21 protein-coding genes are annotated in these 16,650 nt (G+C 37.2%); 3 read left to right on the top strand and 18 right to left on the bottom strand.

The features are described 5' to 3' along the window. Genes yqeK through V7124_RS06460 form a run of 6 tightly spaced genes read right to left on the bottom strand, consistent with a single transcriptional unit; the run spans position 1 to position 3,920 of the window. Positions 1-567: a bis(5'-nucleosyl)-tetraphosphatase (symmetrical) YqeK gene (gene yqeK / locus V7124_RS06435; protein WP_335408880.1), complete on the bottom strand. Its 567-nt coding sequence runs from the start codon at positions 565-567 to the stop codon at positions 1-3. Further along, entirely contained in the window at positions 557-1,126 is a 570-nt protein-coding gene (locus V7124_RS06440; RefSeq protein ID WP_335487179.1) for a nicotinate-nucleotide adenylyltransferase, read from the bottom strand. Before V7124_RS06440 ends, yqeK begins: the two co-directional genes overlap by 11 nt. A 15-nt stretch (positions 1,127-1,141) precedes the next feature. Beyond that, positions 1,142-1,432, bottom strand: coding sequence for a ribosome assembly RNA-binding protein YhbY (gene yhbY / locus V7124_RS06445; protein WP_335408875.1), 291 nt, complete (start codon positions 1,430-1,432; stop codon positions 1,142-1,144). Position 1,433: 1 nt separating this feature from the next. Further along, on the bottom strand, positions 1,434-2,264 hold the full coding sequence (aroE, locus tag V7124_RS06450) for a shikimate dehydrogenase (RefSeq protein WP_335408873.1): 831 nt from the start codon (positions 2,262-2,264) through the stop codon (positions 1,434-1,436). A 27-nt stretch (positions 2,265-2,291) separates the two neighbouring features. Beyond that, the gene (gene yqeH / locus V7124_RS06455) at positions 2,292-3,374 is read right to left on the bottom strand and encodes a ribosome biogenesis GTPase YqeH (RefSeq protein ID WP_335409071.1); all 1,083 of its coding nucleotides are present in this window, start codon (positions 3,372-3,374) and stop codon (positions 2,292-2,294) included. Positions 3,375-3,404: 30 nt separating this feature from the next. Then, on the bottom strand, positions 3,405-3,920 hold the full coding sequence (locus tag V7124_RS06460) for a YqeG family HAD IIIA-type phosphatase (RefSeq protein ID WP_335487182.1): 516 nt from the start codon (positions 3,918-3,920) through the stop codon (positions 3,405-3,407). 402 nt (positions 3,921-4,322) lie between these two features. Here V7124_RS06460 and V7124_RS06465 point away from each other — a divergent pair, with 402 nt between their 5' ends. After that, entirely contained in the window at positions 4,323-4,463 is a 141-nt protein-coding gene (locus tag V7124_RS06465; RefSeq protein WP_335408869.1) for a sporulation histidine kinase inhibitor Sda, read from the top strand. 12 nt (positions 4,464-4,475) lie between these two features. Here V7124_RS06465 and V7124_RS06470 read toward each other — a convergent pair whose 3' ends face one another. After that, positions 4,476-5,276, bottom strand: coding sequence for a phosphatidylserine decarboxylase (locus tag V7124_RS06470; RefSeq protein WP_335487185.1), 801 nt, complete (start codon positions 5,274-5,276; stop codon positions 4,476-4,478). Positions 5,277-5,402: 126 nt separating this feature from the next. Between V7124_RS06470 and pssA the strand changes: the two genes are divergently transcribed. Further along, positions 5,403-5,942 carry a CDP-diacylglycerol--serine O-phosphatidyltransferase gene (pssA, locus tag V7124_RS06475; protein ID WP_335408864.1) on the top strand — a complete coding sequence of 180 codons (540 nt, stop codon included), beginning with the start codon at positions 5,403-5,405 and terminating at the stop codon, positions 5,940-5,942. A 50-nt stretch (positions 5,943-5,992) separates the two neighbouring features. Here the strand turns inward: pssA and V7124_RS06480 are convergent, their stop codons facing one another. From V7124_RS06480 to mtnN, 6 genes are all read right to left on the bottom strand, one after another. Then, positions 5,993-7,792, bottom strand: coding sequence for a M3 family oligoendopeptidase (locus V7124_RS06480; protein WP_335487188.1), 1,800 nt, complete (start codon positions 7,790-7,792; stop codon positions 5,993-5,995). 122 nt (positions 7,793-7,914) lie between these two features. Continuing rightward, positions 7,915-8,631, bottom strand: a complete 717-nt coding sequence (sigK, locus tag V7124_RS06485) for an RNA polymerase sporulation sigma factor SigK (protein ID WP_045517798.1) — start codon at positions 8,629-8,631, stop codon at positions 7,915-7,917. Positions 8,632-9,176: 545 nt separating this feature from the next. Then, a complete protein-coding gene (locus V7124_RS06490) occupies positions 9,177-9,320 on the bottom strand; it encodes a YrzI family small protein (protein WP_335408860.1) in 144 nt (47 codons plus the stop codon). 24 nt (positions 9,321-9,344) lie between these two features. Next, entirely contained in the window at positions 9,345-9,620 is a 276-nt protein-coding gene (locus tag V7124_RS06495) for a YrzI family small protein (protein ID WP_335487191.1), read from the bottom strand. Positions 9,621-9,916: 296 nt separating this feature from the next. Continuing rightward, entirely contained in the window at positions 9,917-10,162 is a 246-nt protein-coding gene (locus V7124_RS06500) for a YrhC family protein (protein ID WP_335487194.1), read from the bottom strand. A gap of 143 nt (positions 10,163-10,305) precedes the next feature. Next, positions 10,306-11,001 carry a 5'-methylthioadenosine/S-adenosylhomocysteine nucleosidase gene (mtnN, locus tag V7124_RS06505; protein ID WP_335487391.1) on the bottom strand — a complete coding sequence of 232 codons (696 nt, stop codon included), beginning with the start codon at positions 10,999-11,001 and terminating at the stop codon, positions 10,306-10,308. A 270-nt stretch (positions 11,002-11,271) separates the two neighbouring features. On the opposite strand from mtnN, the gene V7124_RS06510 reads away from it, so the two are divergent. Beyond that, the gene (locus tag V7124_RS06510) at positions 11,272-11,475 is read left to right on the top strand and encodes a DUF2536 family protein (protein ID WP_335487197.1); all 204 of its coding nucleotides are present in this window, start codon (positions 11,272-11,274) and stop codon (positions 11,473-11,475) included. 57 nt (positions 11,476-11,532) lie between these two features. On the opposite strand, the gene V7124_RS06515 is transcribed toward V7124_RS06510, so the two are convergent. The 5 genes from V7124_RS06515 to V7124_RS06535 all read right to left on the bottom strand — a co-directional run bounded on the left by V7124_RS06515 (position 11,533) and on the right by V7124_RS06535 (position 16,646). Continuing rightward, positions 11,533-12,201, bottom strand: coding sequence for a YrrS family protein (locus V7124_RS06515; protein WP_335408850.1), 669 nt, complete (start codon positions 12,199-12,201; stop codon positions 11,533-11,535). A gap of 71 nt (positions 12,202-12,272) precedes the next feature. Further along, positions 12,273-14,033 (bottom strand): peptidoglycan D,D-transpeptidase FtsI family protein, encoded by a 1,761-nt coding sequence (locus V7124_RS06520; RefSeq protein ID WP_335487200.1) that lies wholly within the window; start codon positions 14,031-14,033, stop codon positions 12,273-12,275. Positions 14,034-14,099: 66 nt separating this feature from the next. Next, entirely contained in the window at positions 14,100-14,576 is a 477-nt protein-coding gene (gene greA, locus V7124_RS06525) for a transcription elongation factor GreA (RefSeq protein WP_335487203.1), read from the bottom strand. 161 nt (positions 14,577-14,737) lie between these two features. After that, complete coding sequence (udk, locus tag V7124_RS06530; protein WP_335408843.1) at positions 14,738-15,370, bottom strand: uridine kinase; 633 nt, start codon at positions 15,368-15,370, stop codon at positions 14,738-14,740. A 4-nt stretch (positions 15,371-15,374) separates the two neighbouring features. Beyond that, the gene (locus V7124_RS06535; protein ID WP_335487205.1) at positions 15,375-16,646 is read right to left on the bottom strand and encodes a peptidase U32 family protein; all 1,272 of its coding nucleotides are present in this window, start codon (positions 16,644-16,646) and stop codon (positions 15,375-15,377) included. Positions 16,647-16,650 lie beyond the last annotated feature (4 nt).

Raw genomic sequence — 16,650 nt, forward strand, 5'->3', positions numbered from 1 at the left:
TCAATCCTCCTGTCTCTTGACGAGATCATTATATGTTTGAAAGCTTTCTGGGTAAACCGGTTGATTCTTCTTCATTAAGAATAGTATGGTATTTTTGACAGCTTGTATTAATGCAGTGTCCAAATTTTGTTTTGCTAAATCTCTTACCTCATCGACACCCGGGAAATGACGTCCTGGTTCGATATAATCCGCTAAATAAATGATTTTTTCAAGCAAGGTCATGTTCGGTCTTCCTGCTGTATGATAGCGAATAGCATCCAGGATTTCCTTATCCATTAAACCTGCTTCCTTTTCAACTAGATAGGCTCCTGTTGGTGCATGCCACAACTCAGAATTATAGTGAAGTAAATCCTGAGAAAATTTTTGTGATTCAATAATATTCCTCATTTCATCTTTTGGACGAAATTTCGCATAGTCATGAAAGATTGCAGCTAATTCTGCTTTTTTTTCATCAGCACCGTATTGTTTTGCTAAGGCAATAGCCGTTTCCATTACACCTAAAGTGTGCTGATAGCGATGGTCAGTCAACTGTTCCCGTACAATCTTTAATGCATCTTCACGTTCCATATAAATGCTTCTCCCTAATAAATTCAATGACCCGTTCAGGTAATAAATAACGAACTGTCTTGCCATGTTGCACTCTGTTTCTAATCATACTTGACGAAACCTCGAATGCAGGTATGTCCACATATACAATGGGATAATCTGTTTTCGAGCTGTATTCTGGTCTTTCTACGCCAACAAATTGTACAAGTTCAATCAGTTCGTCTATTTTATGCCATTTTGGCAAATATTCTATCATGTCTGCACCAATGATAAAAAAAAACTGATGGTCAGAAAATCGCTCGTTTAAAATCTTCATCGTGTCAACCGTAAAGGAAGGACCTGTTCTTTCAAGCTCAATCTTTTCGATCTTAAACGCTGGATTTCCTTCGATCGAGAGTTCAAGCATTTGCAAACGGTCATTATTTTCAACGGATTCTGATTTTTTCTTATGAGGAGGCTCTTGGTTTGGCATAAACCAAATTTCATCAAGATTAAGCTCAGAGAGTACCTCATTGGCAATTAATAAATGTCCGTAATGAGGCGGGTCAAAAGTCCCTCCTAAAATCCCCACCTTCGTCATGATGAAACCTCCTTTTTATGGAAGTGAAATTTGTTTCTTTTCCACCGATTCTTTGTAAAGAACAATCGTATTTCCAATGATTTGGACAATGTCCGCGCCAGCTCCTTCAGCTAGCTGCTGAGCCACCACGGTTTTATCTTCTTCACAATTTTGCAATACACTTATTTTAAATAGTTCTCTTGCTTCTAAAGCTTCCGCCACTTGTTTAATCATGTTTTCATTTACTCCGCCTTTTCCTACTTGAAAAATCGGGTCTAAATGATGTGCTTTTGACCTTAAAAACCTTTTTTGCTTACCTGTTAACATTTTACGCCTCCAACTGTCTTAGTACATTTTCTTTCATTCTGTTTACATCAGGGAAAATTCCTGTCCATTTTTCAAAAGCAAGCGCTCCTTGATAAACAAACATATCTATTCCATTTTGAATCGTTGCATCTTTTTGCTTAGCTTCCTTTAAAAACTGTGTTTCTAATGGGTTGTATATGATGTCACAAACCAAAGATTGGGCTCTTAGATTTTCAAGACTCAGCGGTAGTTCTGAAATATTTGGATACATTCCTATCATGGTTGTCTGAATAACAATATCATATTCCGCCAATTGTTGCCCTGCCTCTTCCAAAGATAATGCTTTTGAAGTGGTATCAAACGGGCAAGCTTCAATTAGTTCTACGGCTTTATTAATGGTGCGGTTAGCGATGTCAACCACTAGGGGTTTCATTTTCGCTAGTGTAAAATAAATAGCTCTCGCTCCCCCGCCTGCACCAATAATGAGAAGTTTTTTGTCCGTAAATGATGTAATAAATGGTTCTAATCCCTTTATGAATCCTAGCCCATCTGTATTATAGCCAATTAAATTTCCATTTTCATTGACCACAGTATTTACTGCACCAATGCTTAAAGCTAATGGATCAACATCATCTAAAAATGGAATGATCGAGCTTTTATGGGGTACTGTCACATTGAAACCTGAAATGCCAATCGCCTTTAACCCCTTAATAGCTGCTGATAAATCCTCAGTTTTCACTTTAAAGGGAAGATAATGGGCATCGATTTCATAATATGATAATAAAGCATTATGCATAATCGGTGACATTGAATGACCGATTGGATCTCCCAAAACCGCAAAAAGTTTTTTCACCTTGTTTCTCCCCCATTTACCATATCTCTAGATTAAAGATTTCCGCAACAAAGTTTGGACACCCTTTGGCACGTATGCTGCAACTTTTATCCCGGGCTCGTTAATCGTTACCCAGCCAAGTCCAGAAAACACTACATCCGTTTTTGCATCCTTGATCATAAATTCTTGTTTTACTAGCTCTGGAAATTCATCTAATCCATCTTTTCGAGGCGGAGTTAGCATTTCTCCAACGTGGTTTTTATACAGCTCATCGGCATTTTCTGTTTTTGTTCGATGAATGTTTATGTCATTAGAAACATGGCAAACAAATGAGTTTCTGCCCCCGCTGATAAAGTCGAACCTCGCTAATCCTCCAAAAAATAGTGTTTGACCCTCATTCAGTTGAAACACTTTTGGCTTTATTTCCCTTTTGGGCGTAATCACTTTTAAATCCTTTTTGTCTACAAAGTGTGCCATTTGATGGTGATTGATAATTCCAGGTGAATCAATCAATGCTTTGCCATCCTCAAGTGGAATTTTAATAATATCTAAAGTGGTTCCAGGAAAGTGTGATGTAGTAATGATGTCACCTTCGCCAGTAACATCTTTAATAATCCTATTAATAAAAGTAGATTTCCCTACATTTGTACATCCTACGACATAGACATCTTTTCCATTTCTCATTTCGTCAATCGCTGCCGCCGTTTCTTTGATGAACTTACCTTTTTCAGCACTGACTAAGAAAACTTCTTCTGGTTTAAGCCCTAGCTCTTTAGATTGTTGTTTCATCCAATTTATCAATTTATTATGTTTCACTGATTTAGGCAATAAGTCTACCTTATTTCCAACGAGGACGATTTTATTGCTGCCTACAAATCGGTGTAAACCAGGAAGCCAGCTGCCATTAAAGTCAAAAATATCTACAATCAGAACAATTAATGCATCCGTTTGGCCAATGCCATTTAAAATTTTTAAGAAATCATCATCAGTTAAGCTAACATCCTGAACCTCATTATAATGCTTTAGTCGAAAACAGCGTTGACAAATAATCGCTTCCTTTTCGAGTGCTGATGACGGTGCATATCCTAATTCCTCTGGGTTTTCAGTTTGAACCTTTACCCCACAGCCCATACATAAATATTGCTCTTGTTCACTCACCCTTTAATCCTCCCACTGAATCATGCCTTTTTTCCTGAACCAATTCAAAATTCTTCGCTCCGTAAACCGGTTAAATTTAGTAAAAAAACCATCTGTTTGCGCCACAGGAACCACAAGAATCGTATGAAATCCGCTTCGATTGCCACCGAGAACATCCGTTAATAATTGATCACCGATAACAACAGCTTCTTCCTTTTTAATTCCCATTTTGGAAAGAGCACTATAAAATGCACGCACCATTGGTTTGCGGGCTCGAAAAATAAACGGTATTTGTAGTGGATCCGAGAATTCCTTTACACGGTTTTCGTTATTGTTGGAAACAATTGTTACGAGTATATCGTGGTTTCTAATTTGTTCGAACCAATTTATTAGCTCAGGTGTTGCATTGGGACGGTCCCATTCCACAAGCGTATTATCCAAATCAGTAATAATTCCCTTAATTCCTCTTTTTTTCAAAACTTCGGGATGAATATCTAATATGCTTTTTACATGTTCATCAGGTAAAAAATTCTTTAACACTCAGCTTACACCTCATTAATTAACATCTATTTATCTGTACCATCATACCCAATTTTAGCTTTAGTATCAAAATAAAACTATAAAAGTAGGTAGGTTTAATCATTTACTAAGTTCCTCATTTTACAAAAATATAAATACTTTATAAATATTTTTCGACAAAATCCTTGATTTTACACACCTGTGGATAAAGTTATTAACATTATACACATTGTTTCAGTCACTTTTAAAAACTTTATAAACAAATTAATCACAAGTTATCCACCGTTAATTGTGAATAATTGGTAAGGTTGTCCAATTCCAGTTAATTTGGTAGATTTAGGGTACACCAATTGAACCTACCATTTTATGCTTCATTTTTCTTTTTTAGTACCATATATTTTTAATATGGAGGTGCATTCTGGCTTGCGTAAACTGTCAGATGAATTATTAATCGAATCCTACTATAAAGCAAGAGAATTAAAACTATGTCCCGAGTTTATTGAGCTTATTGAAACAGAAATTCATCGCCGTTCATTAATGAATAAAATGATAATGTTTTCTTAAGAATTTTGCCCCTTAGAGGGCTTTTTCTTTTGTCCTAAGAAAGACTCCTATTTTTTCACCAATTCTAATATCCTTTGGTGTTTGAATAGAGGAGTCAAGTTGAAAAATTCCTTTTTCAAACAACAATACAACCGTGGATCCAAAACTAAAGTAAGCCATTTCCCCGCCTTTTTTAAGTTTTGAACCTGTATGAGTTGTTTCGATTGAATTTACAAACATCGCCCCGACTTTAACGATTGCAGCATTACCAAATAGGGTGTTCACTTCAGTAACCACACGGTAATTTTTAGCTAAGGTTCTTACCCCATATTTTAAACCGATTTTATTAACTGGATATGATTTAGAGCCAAGACTCCACTGTTTAACAATCGTACCTTCAACAGGACTGTGAATACGATGATAATGACTTGGGCTTAAATATAGAATCATATATGTACCATGTAAATACTTATTTGCTGTCTCATGGCTTCCTAACATCTCTTCAATTGAATAGGTCTTACCTTTGACAATGATTTCACTCGTTTCGTTAATGGCTCCTACATCCTCGATGACGGCATCAACAGGGCTAACCACTGTATTTTCACTTTGGTCAACCAATCGTACTTCTTTTTTAAGTGTTCGAATAAATAAATCATGTAAAGTAGGATATTCATGTAAAGCCTTTTCCATTTCATCCAGATTTATGTTATAAATTTTAGCAAATGACGGGACAACTAATTTACTTACTCGCGAACGAGCAAATCGCTGTAAAATAACAGATGTCCATTTTCCATTGGTTAGTTCTATCATTAATCGATATGCATGCTTTAACATTACATAACCTCCAAAAAGTGTAAAAATACTCTTTACGAAATTGCTTAAAAGGCTTAGAATTAGATAATATAGATAAACAAAATAAAAAGTTCTCTTCTGGCTTGTTGAAAAGGAGTGTGGAGCAAAATGTTTTTACTAGACGTTTTTGATTCTACCGTTAAGAAACTTAAGTCCCAAACTGCAAATGTCATCACTTTAACAAATCTATCTTTTGGTGGTTTTGCAATAATTTTTGCCATGGAGGGTAATTTAAGATTAAGTTTGTTATTAATTTTTATCGCAGCATTGGCTGATCGCTTTGATGGGATGGCTGCAAGAAAGTTTAATATCGAATCTGAACTAGGAAAACAATTAGATTCCATGAGTGATATTATATCATTTGGTGTGGCCCCTGCACTATTACTATATCAGGGAATTTTAAATGAATTTGGCGGACCTGGATCATTTTTTACGGTTTTCTACATTGGCTGTGGCGCTTTTAGACTAGCCCGCTTTAATATTACTGAGAGTAATGGGTATTTTACAGGCTTACCAATTACAGCAGCAGGGTGCTTAGCAACCTTAAGCTTTTTAGCTATCCCCTACCTGCCTTCACAGACGTTTTTGTTTATTATCATCATTTTATCATTCCTGATGGTTAGCCCATTTAAACTTAGAAAAGTATAACGCAAAAACCCAGCAGAAAGAATCTGCTGGGTTTATTTTTTATTTATTTTTTATTTATTTTCTGTTAGTTTCAAGAACTCATCGATGTCGTCTATGCATATACGTACTGCTTTTTCCCAGAAATCTTTTTGATCTAGGTCCACTTGTAAATGCTTAGCCGCCAAATCCTCAACAGTCATCGAAGCAGTATCTCTTAATAAAGAGATATATTTTTCTTCGTATCCTTTACCTTCCTCAAGTGCTTGAGCGTATATTCCAAGTGAAAACAAATAACCAAAAGTATAGGGGAAGTTATAAAACGGCACGCCAGTAATAAAGAAATGGAGCTTGGATGCCCAAAATAAAGGATGATATTCGTCCAACGCTTCACAATATGCTTCTTTCTGAGCACCTAGCATTAATTGATTTAATGTTTCAACTGACACTGGACCGCGCTTTCTTTCCTCATAAAAACGTGTTTCAAATAGGAATCGAGCATGAATATTCATTAATAATGCAACTGTTCTCTGGATTTTATCATCTAGTAATGCAAGCTTTTCTTCTTCACCCTTAGCATTCTTTACAGCTGCATCAGCAACAATCATTTCTGCAAAAGTCGATGCCGTTTCTGCGACATTCATGGCATACCCGCGATTGAGATAATGTACCCCTCTCATGGCATAGGAATGGAAGCCATGACCTAGCTCGTGAGCCAGTGTTGAAACATTGGATGGTGTACCAGAATAAGTCATGAAAATACGAGATTCTTCACTTTCAGGAAACCCTGTACAGAAACCACCAGGTGCTTTTCCGGGACGATCTTCCGCTTCAATCCATTGATTTTCAAATGCTTTTTTGGCAAATCCAGACATCTTTTCACCAAAAAGAGCAAAGTTTTCTTCGATAAACTCAGCACCTTCTTGGTAGGAAACTTTCGACTCTGTTTTTCCATATGGTGCATCTAAGTCGTACCAGCTTAATTTTTTAAGACCTAAAAGTTTTGCTTTACGATTCAAATACTCAACGAGTGGCTGCTTATTTTCAGAAATCACAGCCCACATGGTTTCTAATGTTTCTTTTTTCATTCTATTGATGCTTAATGGTTCTTTTAATACATCTTCCCAGCCACGTTTTTTATAGACATTTAAACGGAACCCTGAGAGATGATTTAAAGTTTTCGATAAGTAATCGGCCTGTTCATTCCATGAATTTTCCCAGCTTTTAAAAACGGCTTTTCTAACTTCTCTGTCCGAGCTGGAAAATTTATTGGATGCCTGACCAACGGAAAGCTTCTTTACCTCACCATTTTCCTCTACAGGAATCTTTATTTTACTTACAATCAAATCATACAATTGCCCCCAGCTATGGTAGCCATCGACACCAAGTGCACTTATTAATGCTTCTTCCTCAATCGATAACTTATCTTTAGCCCGTTCACGCCTTTCGGAAAGCGAGAATGTCAACTCTGCAAGATAATCATCCTCTAACACTTGTTTCCAAGTCTCATCAAGGATAGACGTTAAAAGGTTGTCAAATGCACTTAGCGCAGATTGAAAGGTGGCGCTTAGACCCGTTACAGTTGCCTCAAGCGCATAAGCCTTTTTATCCTCAGTATTTTGCGCCTGCAGGCAGCCCACAAATGCGCTTGCCTGACGAAGCTTTTTACCGGCTCGTTCAAAGTCTAATAGTAATTCCTTAAGATAGATCCTATCTTCAACGGTATTGAGAGGGATCCAATCTTTTACTTTTGCTTCAAAAAGCTCAATCAAATCCTTCGTATCCTTCAAATGGGTATCTAATTCTGCTGAATCACTCCCACCTTTAAAAAACACTTCAAGATTCCAAACATCAGAATATGTAGACGATGTCATTTTGTTACCCCCTTTTCTATGTACCTTTACATTATAATACTTAATTTTAAAAATTCTATTTATGAGTATCGATTAATAAATGATTAGAATGAAAAACAGAGACGGAAATATTTCCGACTCTGCTAGTTCTTTTTCTTCCGCTCTTTTTCAGCACGATAAAATTCATGAAACATTTTCATTAATGCTCTTTTTTCTATCCTAGAGACATAGCTTCTCGAAATCCCTAATTCTTTGGCAATTTCTCGCTGAGTCTTTTCTTTTTGAAGGTCAAGACCAAAACGACCAACGATTACTTCTTTTTCTCTGTCATCAAGGACATCAATATATTTGCGAATTTTCTCGAGTTCCATGTTTAATTGGATGGTATCGATGACATCCTCAGATTCCGACTTCAGAACATCAATGAGTGAGATTTCATTCCCTTCTTTATCCTGTCCAATTGGGTCATGCAAAGAGACGTCCTTTTTTGTCTTCTTCAGTGCCCTTAGGTGCATGAGTATCTCGTTTTCAATACAACGCGCGGCATAGGTAGCCAGCTTTGTACCTTTGCCCTCAGAATAACTCTCAATCGCTTTAATTAAACCGATCGTTCCTATTGAAATTAAATCCTCTGAATCTTCCCCAGTATTTTCGAATTTTTTGACAATATGTGCGACAAGCCGTAAATTATGTTCGATTAACATATTACGGGCATGTGAGTCCCCTTCCGCCATCAACCGTAGGTATTTCCTTTCATCGGCAGCAGATAGGGGCTGCGGAAAAGCATTGTTTTTTACATAAGAGACAAGAAATAAAAATTCTTTAATGAGATAACCAAGTGCTGTGAAAATCCCTGCCATGCACATCCACCCCCGTGCTTTTTTGGGCTTTGCCTATAACTAATTCCTATGTTAGAAGCAGGGGGATTGTGTCTGTCCAAGAAAATTAATGCCTTTTATCATATACAAAAAAAGCATTGACCTAAAAAAAGATCAACGCTTTTGAGTTGATTACTCAACACTCAATTCTGCTGTTATCACACTGGCAATCGCTCCAGTAATGACCAAAGCCATCACAACCATGAACATATTCTCCACCCCTTAAGATAGATCCTTTTATCTACTTCGAATTTATCATATTTTCACAGTATCTAACTTAGGGGGATGTGAACATTTTGTTAACAAACATTTATCGATTTTACCTTTTAGTTGAGTTTTGATATTATCCTGGATTTTCCTTTTTTCTTAACGAAAAGAAACAATAAAAAATTATACACTGGCACTTCGACTACCTCCTTTTTAAGGCTGACTAGGTGGTATCTTTCATACTCCATAGGCTTGCTCCACGTCTTTGAATTAAAAATATCATTTGTAAAACCACCTTTCTTTTTTGTCATGTTAAAATCTTAATACATAATGCGATGAACGGATATTTGACGATCCTTCGTTTCTTCAAATATTTTCTTAATTTGGGCTTGATGCGCTGCTTCTTCGAAATTCATCTCACGTTTTTTGATAGTAATGGATAAAAATAAAATATTTAAGGTCATGACTTTCACCTCCCGTAAAGGGTTTTACATTAAATGATACATAGAAACTTGACGATCTTTGTGCTGCTCATAAAGCTTTTCAACCATTTCATTTCGAGTTGCTTGTTGAAGACTTTCTTGACGTTTTTTGAATGTAATGGAGATAAAAAATATATTGAGTGTCATGCTATCACATCCTTTCATTGGTAAAATTGTGAAATATATCCAAAAAGTAGACGCAAAAAGGCCGCAAGAAATTACTCCCTTGCGGCCAAATTTTAGGCACAAAAATACCGCAGGGCAGCATTCACCCTGCGGCATGGATATGTAAGGTAACTAAAATTAGTTAAGCAATCCATTCCTATTGGTCGAATGCAAATTATTCATATATCCAGTTGTCATTCCAATGGCATTTCTGTTGGCAGCAACCCATAACTTCATCATCATTTTACTTCGACCTCCTTCGGAATTTTTTACTAACTACGGTAATTATATCCACCAACCTCCCCTTTGTAAACCATTTATTTGAAATTTTTTAAAAAAATAATTAAATCGCCTTTTTTTTATACATTAGGGAATTAGTGCAAAAAAAATAAACGTTCCTTAAGGAACGCTCATCATTTGCTGCTATTTTCCATGTCCATAAGTTTTAGCTGACATTGTTTTGATTGGATAAAGAGGAAGATTGATACTGCTAAAAAGGACGTGGAAGAGATCATCATTATATTTATATCCATTTCAGTTTTTGCGTCTGATGGAATGATTACACCTAAATATAAAAATACACCGACAGCGAGTAATACGACAGCAAATTGTTTAAAATCAATCATTTTATCTTTAAGACTTTTTGTTTGTTTGTCCACTGTTGGTCACCTGCTTTTCTTAAAATCTACTAGACTACTTTAACATAAAAGCGGGCACTTAGGTGGATGTAAATTTTAGCATAACTGGAGAAAAAAAATAATCCGGCTTTTCAGCCGGACCCACCACACTAATCTAAAGCTGACTACCCTAGAGCTTCAACCATTTTCATGACTAATGTAGCTGAATGGGTGGCTGCTTGGTCGATAAATTGGTCAAAGGAAATTTCCGATTCTTTACCAGCAATATCTGATAATGAACGGATGATCACAAATGGCACCCCAAATCGATGGGCAACTTGTGCAATCGCAGCTGCTTCCATTTCAACAGCCTGCAATTTTTCAAACTTAGAACGAACAAACTCCACACGCTCTGGATCCTCCATGAAAGAATCTCCCGTGGCGATTAAGCCCTTAACAATTTGGAATTTACTTAGTTCTTTTGCAGCCTTTTCTGCTACGGTAATTAACTTTTCATCTGCTAAAAAAGCAGCAGGCAACTGTGGAACCTGACCGTATTCATACCCGAAGGCAGTGACATCAACATCATGATGCCGGACTTCTGTAGAAATAACAGCATCCCCTACGTTTAAATCAGGATTATATCCACCAGCTGACCCTGTATTTATAATGCAGTCCGGCTTATACTTTTCAAGCAAAATAGTTGTTGACATCGCGGCATTTACTTTTCCAATCCCTGAGCGCAGCAAAATCACCTCTGCACCTTTCATTTGTCCAAAGGTAAACTCACAACCTGCTATTGTCTCTTGTGTTTGCCCTTCAATATTGTCTCTTAGTAATTTTACTTCTTCTTCCATTGCTCCAATGATGGCAATTTTCATTTTAAAACCTCTTTCTGATCTTTTTACTCCTTTCATAAACGACTTAATTGCCAGATTATGAAAGATGGTTTTTTGTTTACACGAATCCATTTTTATAATCTTCCTCAGATTCAACCTTGGTATCCGCAAACCCTATTCTACCATCAATCGACAGAATTCTTCCATATCAATAGGTTCCTTCTTACTTTTCCCTCACCAAAGTGTTATTAATATGTAATTGATTCAAAGAAAGGAATTAACTAAAATGAACTTATGGAAAGGATGATTTTAATGAATTTTCAACTCGATTTTATTGAGGATAAAGTAGAATTTTTTGAAGAAACTGAGCTTAAGGTTTTAGAAAAGAAGATTGAAGGAAAAATTGAGGAAAATAAAGCGATTCTTTTAGGTGTACATTCCGTTTCCCATCAAATGTATGTTAGTGAAAAAGGCCAAAGATTCTATAGCGCAGTCGTTCACTTTAAACGGAAGTAGAAAAGCGGAAGCCCCAAGGCTTACCGCTAGATAAAAAATAGGATGGGGTATTCCATCCTATTCTACTACTATTTCAGAAAGCTCTTCCACCTTGACAGGTTTCCAGCCTTTCCCGTCGACCCATTGCAGAAAAACATTGTATTTAAAAGTTTTGTCTTTAGATGCAACGGTACTAAAGTAGCCACTTCCAGATTTTTTATCTCGCCCAAACCAATAAAGCGTCATATTGCTTTCTTCTAGTCCAGTAGCATATGAAACAGCCTTTAGCATTTCCTGCCAATCTACAGAGGCTTCATCATAACTAGGTGCATGCTCACCGGTTTGCACTGTTCCGACAGGCTTCCATGAAGGATTTTCAATGGTTTTTAGGACGTTTGAACTTCCATCTCCTTCAGTCACAACTGCCTGTGAGTCATCTTCCTTTTCGGGAGCTGTAACTTCTTCACTATCTTCTTCAGTGCTTTCCTCGCCAGCTGTCTCTTCTGCTGTTCCCTTATCTTCTTTTTTCTTTTCGACATCTTTATCTTTTGTATTTGCTGCTTGATTTTCTGTTTTTGGCTCAACTTTTTTAGTTGCTGCTTTATCATCACCAGATAAAAAAATCGTGTAGGCAACAAAGAAAATAAGGGCAAGTACAAGTACAATTAGACTATTCAATATAATATTCGTTTTCTTTCTTTTTGCCCGGTAACTTGAACGCGAGCCAGATTGGAAATCATTACTCATACATTTCACTCCCCAAAAATAAGGTCTTCAATATTCTAACATGAAAGAAAAAAAACCTGAAGGGATATCCCTTATTGAGTTCCATTGTCGGCTTCGAATAACATTTTGACCATATCTGCAAAAAGTAAATTTACGCCGCCTTCTGTGTCTACTACATCAAGATTAACTGCAACAAGCGCGTATTTAGGGTTTTGGTATGGGAAGTAACCAGCGAACCATTTATTATGAAGTTGTTGATTGTTCTCATACTTACCTGTCTCAGCAGTTCCGGATTTTCCAGCAACCTCGTAAGGTAGATTTTGAAACCATTTTCCAGTCCCATTTGGATTAACAACAACTTCTCTTAATAATTTCTGAAGCTTCATCGCACTGTAAGGGGAAATCGTGTCACCAGGTAACTCTTCTTTTTCAAAGGTAACCATCGTCGTCCCGTTCTTATACTCAATTTTCGAAGCGGTTCTGACCATTTCTTTTTTCCCCCCTTTGGCAATCGTAGCCATCATATTGGCAACAGCGAGGGGTGTAGCCCGAACCTCATGCTGCCCAATCCCTGACATTGCAGCAAAGTTCGGGTCCTTTTTTGCCTCTTCTGTTAAAAACACTCTTCCTTTATCTTCATCCAATAGCTGCTTAAAATTGTTTGTATGGTAGACTTCACCCTGCCAGCCTACAGTACCAGTTAATGATAATTTCTCAGCGTAATCGGCCAGCATATCTTGATCTTTTTTTTGAAGTTCTTTTGCCAACTCTCCAAAAGTTCGGTTACAGCTTCTCGCAAAGCTTTCAGTAAAAGACAGCATTCCATAGTTATATTTTAATTCAGGTTCCCCATTAATTTTTTGACTACAATTAAATAACCGTGTGGGATCATCAAGATTTTGGTCAATAGCAGCAGCGGCTACCACTGTTTTAAAAATGGAACCCATTATTTCTTGCTTAAGCATCCGATTGGTGATGCCAGACCCGCTATACGGATCCTTTTGATTGATGGCTGGTCGCGAAACGGATGCTAAAACACTATTAGTTTCAATATCAATAAGGATTAATCCTCCCTTCCTAATACCATGCTGATCCACTAGCTCCTCAGACTTTTGCTGTAAACTTTTATCAATGGTTGTCCTAATATTCACTGGATAAAAAGGATTAGCAGGGTCCACATACTTCACATTTATTCCAAATAACGGAGCTCCGTCACCATCTACGTGATAGACGAGTTTTGATTTTCCCTCTGGAAGTAAAAACTCATCAAAACTTTCTTCAAGACCCGAAACACCAATGAGTGTTTTTTCCGAAAGTTCCTTGTTAGGATAGCGCTTTTTTAATTCCTCTACATTTTCACCAGTTAGACCAAGTAATTGTTCGGCTGGAATCTCTGTACGTTCAAATTTCTTTTCAATCGCAAATACACCGGGTATTTCCAGTTTGTTAATTTTCTCCATCTGCGTAGAAGTCAACTCTATTGGCGCTGGCTCTCCAAATGCAAATGGTTTTTTGGCCTGTTCCAATGCGTCTTTTAACTTTACTTCTGATATCCCAGAAATCGCTGCGACTGTTTCACTATCCCAAGTCATATTTTTTAAAAAGGGGAAAAGGACAAGAACAGATACTTTTTTATGGGTAAGCATCTCTCCATTTCGATCCAAAAAATTACCGCGGCCATTATCAATGACTAATTCTTGTGTTCGTTGCTGGACACTTTCTTCCAATAAATTAACATTATGCTTTGAAAAGGATTCAGATTGGACTAACTGAATCTGAATTAACCTGGCTGTGAGGACTAAGATTCCAGCTACACAAAAGACAAGTAATCCTTTAATTCTTCTCTTTATCATAAAAAAACACCTCGTCAAAAGTTTTGACGAGGTGTTCCCATTTCAAACATAAAGTAAATAATTCAATTACTTAATTGAGACAATACGAACGCTCATTTCACCGCCTGGTGTTTGAACAGATACTTGATCGCCTACTTTTTTGCCCATTAAGCTTTTCGCTATAGGAGAATCGTTGGAAATTTTACCTTCAAACGGATCTGCCTCTGCACTACCAACAATGGTATATGTTTCTTCGTCGCCATTAGGAAGTTCAACAAATGTAACGGATCTGCCTAGAGTAACAGAATCAGTGGACATGTCGCCTTCTTCGATAATTTTTGCATTGCGGATCATATTTTCTAAGGTTGTAATCCGTCCCTCCACAAAAGCTTGTTCTTCTTTTGCAGAATCATACTCAGAGTTTTCAGATAAATCCCCGAAACTTCTAGCTATTTTGATTCTTTCTACAACCTCTTTACGCTTTACAGATTTTAAATGGTCAAGTTCCTGGATAAGCTTATCCTTACCCGCCTGTGTCATTGGAAATACTTTGTCAATCGCCAATACTTCTCACTCCTTCTAGTCTTCACAATCCCCCATAGACTGTGTTTGATAATGTTATGTAGGTATCACATAAATACATAGTAGCGCGTCCTCTTAGAAGGGCGCGCAGGCATGTATTCATCCATTTTGGAATCATTGTAACTAATCTTTACGCTATTGTTTCATAAAAATGACTTTTGTTCAAGAATTGTTTGAATTTTTGTGACCATTAAATCAATCGCCACATGGTTTTGACCGCCTTCAGGAATAATGACGTCAGCATAGCGCTTTGTTGGCTCAATAAATTGATTATGCATCGGACGAACAACATTCGTATATTGATCAATAACGGAATCCAATGTACGACCACGCTCTTTAATATCACGAGATAATCGTCTAATAATTCGAATATCTGCGTCTGTATCAACAAAAAGCTTAATATCCATCAGATTTCTTAACCGTTCATCTTCCAGAACAAGGATACCTTCTAAAATAATAACATCTTTTGGTTCAACTTCAATGATTTCTTTTGAGCGAGTATGAATTGAATAATCATAAACGGGTTTTTCGATCGTCTCGTAGCGCAGAAGCTTTTCAAGATGTTCGACGAGCAAATCATTGTCAAATGCAAAAGGATGGTCATAATTGGTCTTTAAGCGTTCCTCAAACGGTAACTCACTTTGGTCTTTATAATAATAATCTTGTTGAATCATCGTGATAGAATGACCTGTAAAGCTTTTATATATTGCTTTTGTGACACTTGTTTTCCCCGAGCCGGAACCTCCAGCAACACCAATAACAACAGGTTTGCGCATGGACCTAGTTCTCCTTTCGCATCATGTTGTTAGGGTAAACTGGTTTGTCCAATTTAAATTGTACAATTTGAAGCGGATGTCGAGCAGCATCCAACTCATTACCTTTTTCATCCCAGATTTTATCAATCACATGTGTAAAGTTTTGAATTTCCGGACCAAAGAATTCTACTTCCTGACCTGGTTTAAAGTGGTTTCGCTGTTGAAGTGTAACCATTTGTGTTTCTTCGTTGTAATCCAACACTAGTCCGACAAATTCAAACTTTGTCTTGTTGCTATGATTACCAAACATTTGCTCTTTATACCCCGGAACTCCTTCAAAAAACGCAGGTGCCGTCTCACGGTTTGCGCATTTGTCCAGCTCTTCTAACCACTCACGCTTAATAACGAAGTTTTCAGGATCTGCACAATATGCATCGATAACCTTTCGATATACACTAACAACTGTTGCGATATAATGAATTGACTTCATACGACCTTCTATTTTCAAGCTGTCAATACCAATCTCAATCATTTGAGGAATCGCTTGAATAAGGTTAAGGTCTTTTGGACTCATGGCAAAGGGGTCATCGTTTTCTACATAAAGCGGCACTTCTGTCGTGTTATCTTCCAGTTTATAGAGGTCATAATCCCAGCGACAAGACTGACAGCAGCCTCCTCTGTTGGAATCTCTTGCAGTCATATGATTACTTAGGGTACAACGTCCAGAATAGGCAATACACATTGCTCCATGGATAAAGATTTCAATCTCTACATCCACCTTTTCCTTCATTTCCCTAATTTCTTCTGCACTTGTTTCACGGGCTAAAACTACACGTTCTGCACCACTTTCCTTCCAAAACTGAGCTGTTTTCCAGTTTGAAATCGATTGCTGGGTACTAATATGAATTTCAATTTCTGGTGCAAGCCTGCGGCAATTTTCAATAATTAATGGATCCGCAACAATGATTCCAGCTATTCCCGTTCCTTTTAAGCCAAGGATATATTCTTCTAAACCGTCAATATTCTCATTATGAGCAAAAATATTAGTTGTAACATATATTTTTGCTCCGAATTTTTTTGCGAATTCGACGCCTTCCTTCATTTCCTCAAATGTGAAGTTATCGGCGTTAGAGCGCAGACCATATTCCTGACCGCCAATAAAAACGGCATCTGCCCCATATTGAACAGCAATTTTTAATTTTTCTAGATTTCCTGCTGGAGCAAGGAGTTCTGGCTTTTTCACAATCACACGTTTTCCATCGATGATTTCAGAGATTTTGTCTTTAACTGTATCCACGAAT

The organism is Neobacillus niacini, assembly GCF_036961885.1.
GTDB classification, from domain to species: domain Bacteria; phylum Bacillota; class Bacilli; order Bacillales; family Cytobacillaceae; genus Neobacillus; species Neobacillus niacini_H.

Excerpts from the sequence above, each read along its gene's own strand:
- yqeK (WP_335408880.1), bottom strand. The coding sequence starts at position 567 with ATGGAACGTGAAGATGCATTAAAGATTGTACGGGAACAGTTGACTGAC.
- V7124_RS06440 (WP_335487179.1), bottom strand. The coding sequence starts at position 1,126 with ATGACGAAGGTGGGGATTTTAGGAGGGACTTTTGACCCGCCTCATTAC.
- yhbY (WP_335408875.1), bottom strand. The coding sequence starts at position 1,432 with ATGTTAACAGGTAAGCAAAAAAGGTTTTTAAGGTCAAAAGCACATCAT.
- yqeH (WP_335409071.1), bottom strand. The coding sequence starts at position 3,374 with ATGGGCTGTGGGGTAAAGGTTCAAACTGAAAACCCAGAGGAATTAGGA.
- V7124_RS06470 (WP_335487185.1), bottom strand. The coding sequence starts at position 5,276 with ATGTTAAAGCATGCATATCGATTAATGATAGAACTAACCAATGGAAAA.
- pssA (WP_335408864.1), top strand. The coding sequence starts at position 5,403 with ATGTTTTTACTAGACGTTTTTGATTCTACCGTTAAGAAACTTAAGTCC.
- V7124_RS06480 (WP_335487188.1), bottom strand. The coding sequence starts at position 7,792 with ATGACATCGTCTACATATTCTGATGTTTGGAATCTTGAAGTGTTTTTT.
- sigK (WP_045517798.1), bottom strand. The coding sequence starts at position 8,631 with ATGGCAGGGATTTTCACAGCACTTGGTTATCTCATTAAAGAATTTTTA.
- V7124_RS06490 (WP_335408860.1), bottom strand. The coding sequence starts at position 9,320 with ATGACCTTAAATATTTTATTTTTATCCATTACTATCAAAAAACGTGAG.
- V7124_RS06495 (WP_335487191.1), bottom strand. The coding sequence starts at position 9,620 with ATGCCGCAGGGTGAATGCTGCCCTGCGGTATTTTTGTGCCTAAAATTT.
- mtnN (WP_335487391.1), bottom strand. The coding sequence starts at position 11,001 with ATGAAAATTGCCATCATTGGAGCAATGGAAGAAGAAGTAAAATTACTA.
- V7124_RS06510 (WP_335487197.1), top strand. The coding sequence starts at position 11,272 with ATGAATTTTCAACTCGATTTTATTGAGGATAAAGTAGAATTTTTTGAA.
- V7124_RS06515 (WP_335408850.1), bottom strand. The coding sequence starts at position 12,201 with ATGAGTAATGATTTCCAATCTGGCTCGCGTTCAAGTTACCGGGCAAAA.
- V7124_RS06520 (WP_335487200.1), bottom strand. The coding sequence starts at position 14,033 with ATGATAAAGAGAAGAATTAAAGGATTACTTGTCTTTTGTGTAGCTGGA.
- udk (WP_335408843.1), bottom strand. The coding sequence starts at position 15,370 with ATGCGCAAACCTGTTGTTATTGGTGTTGCTGGAGGTTCCGGCTCGGGG.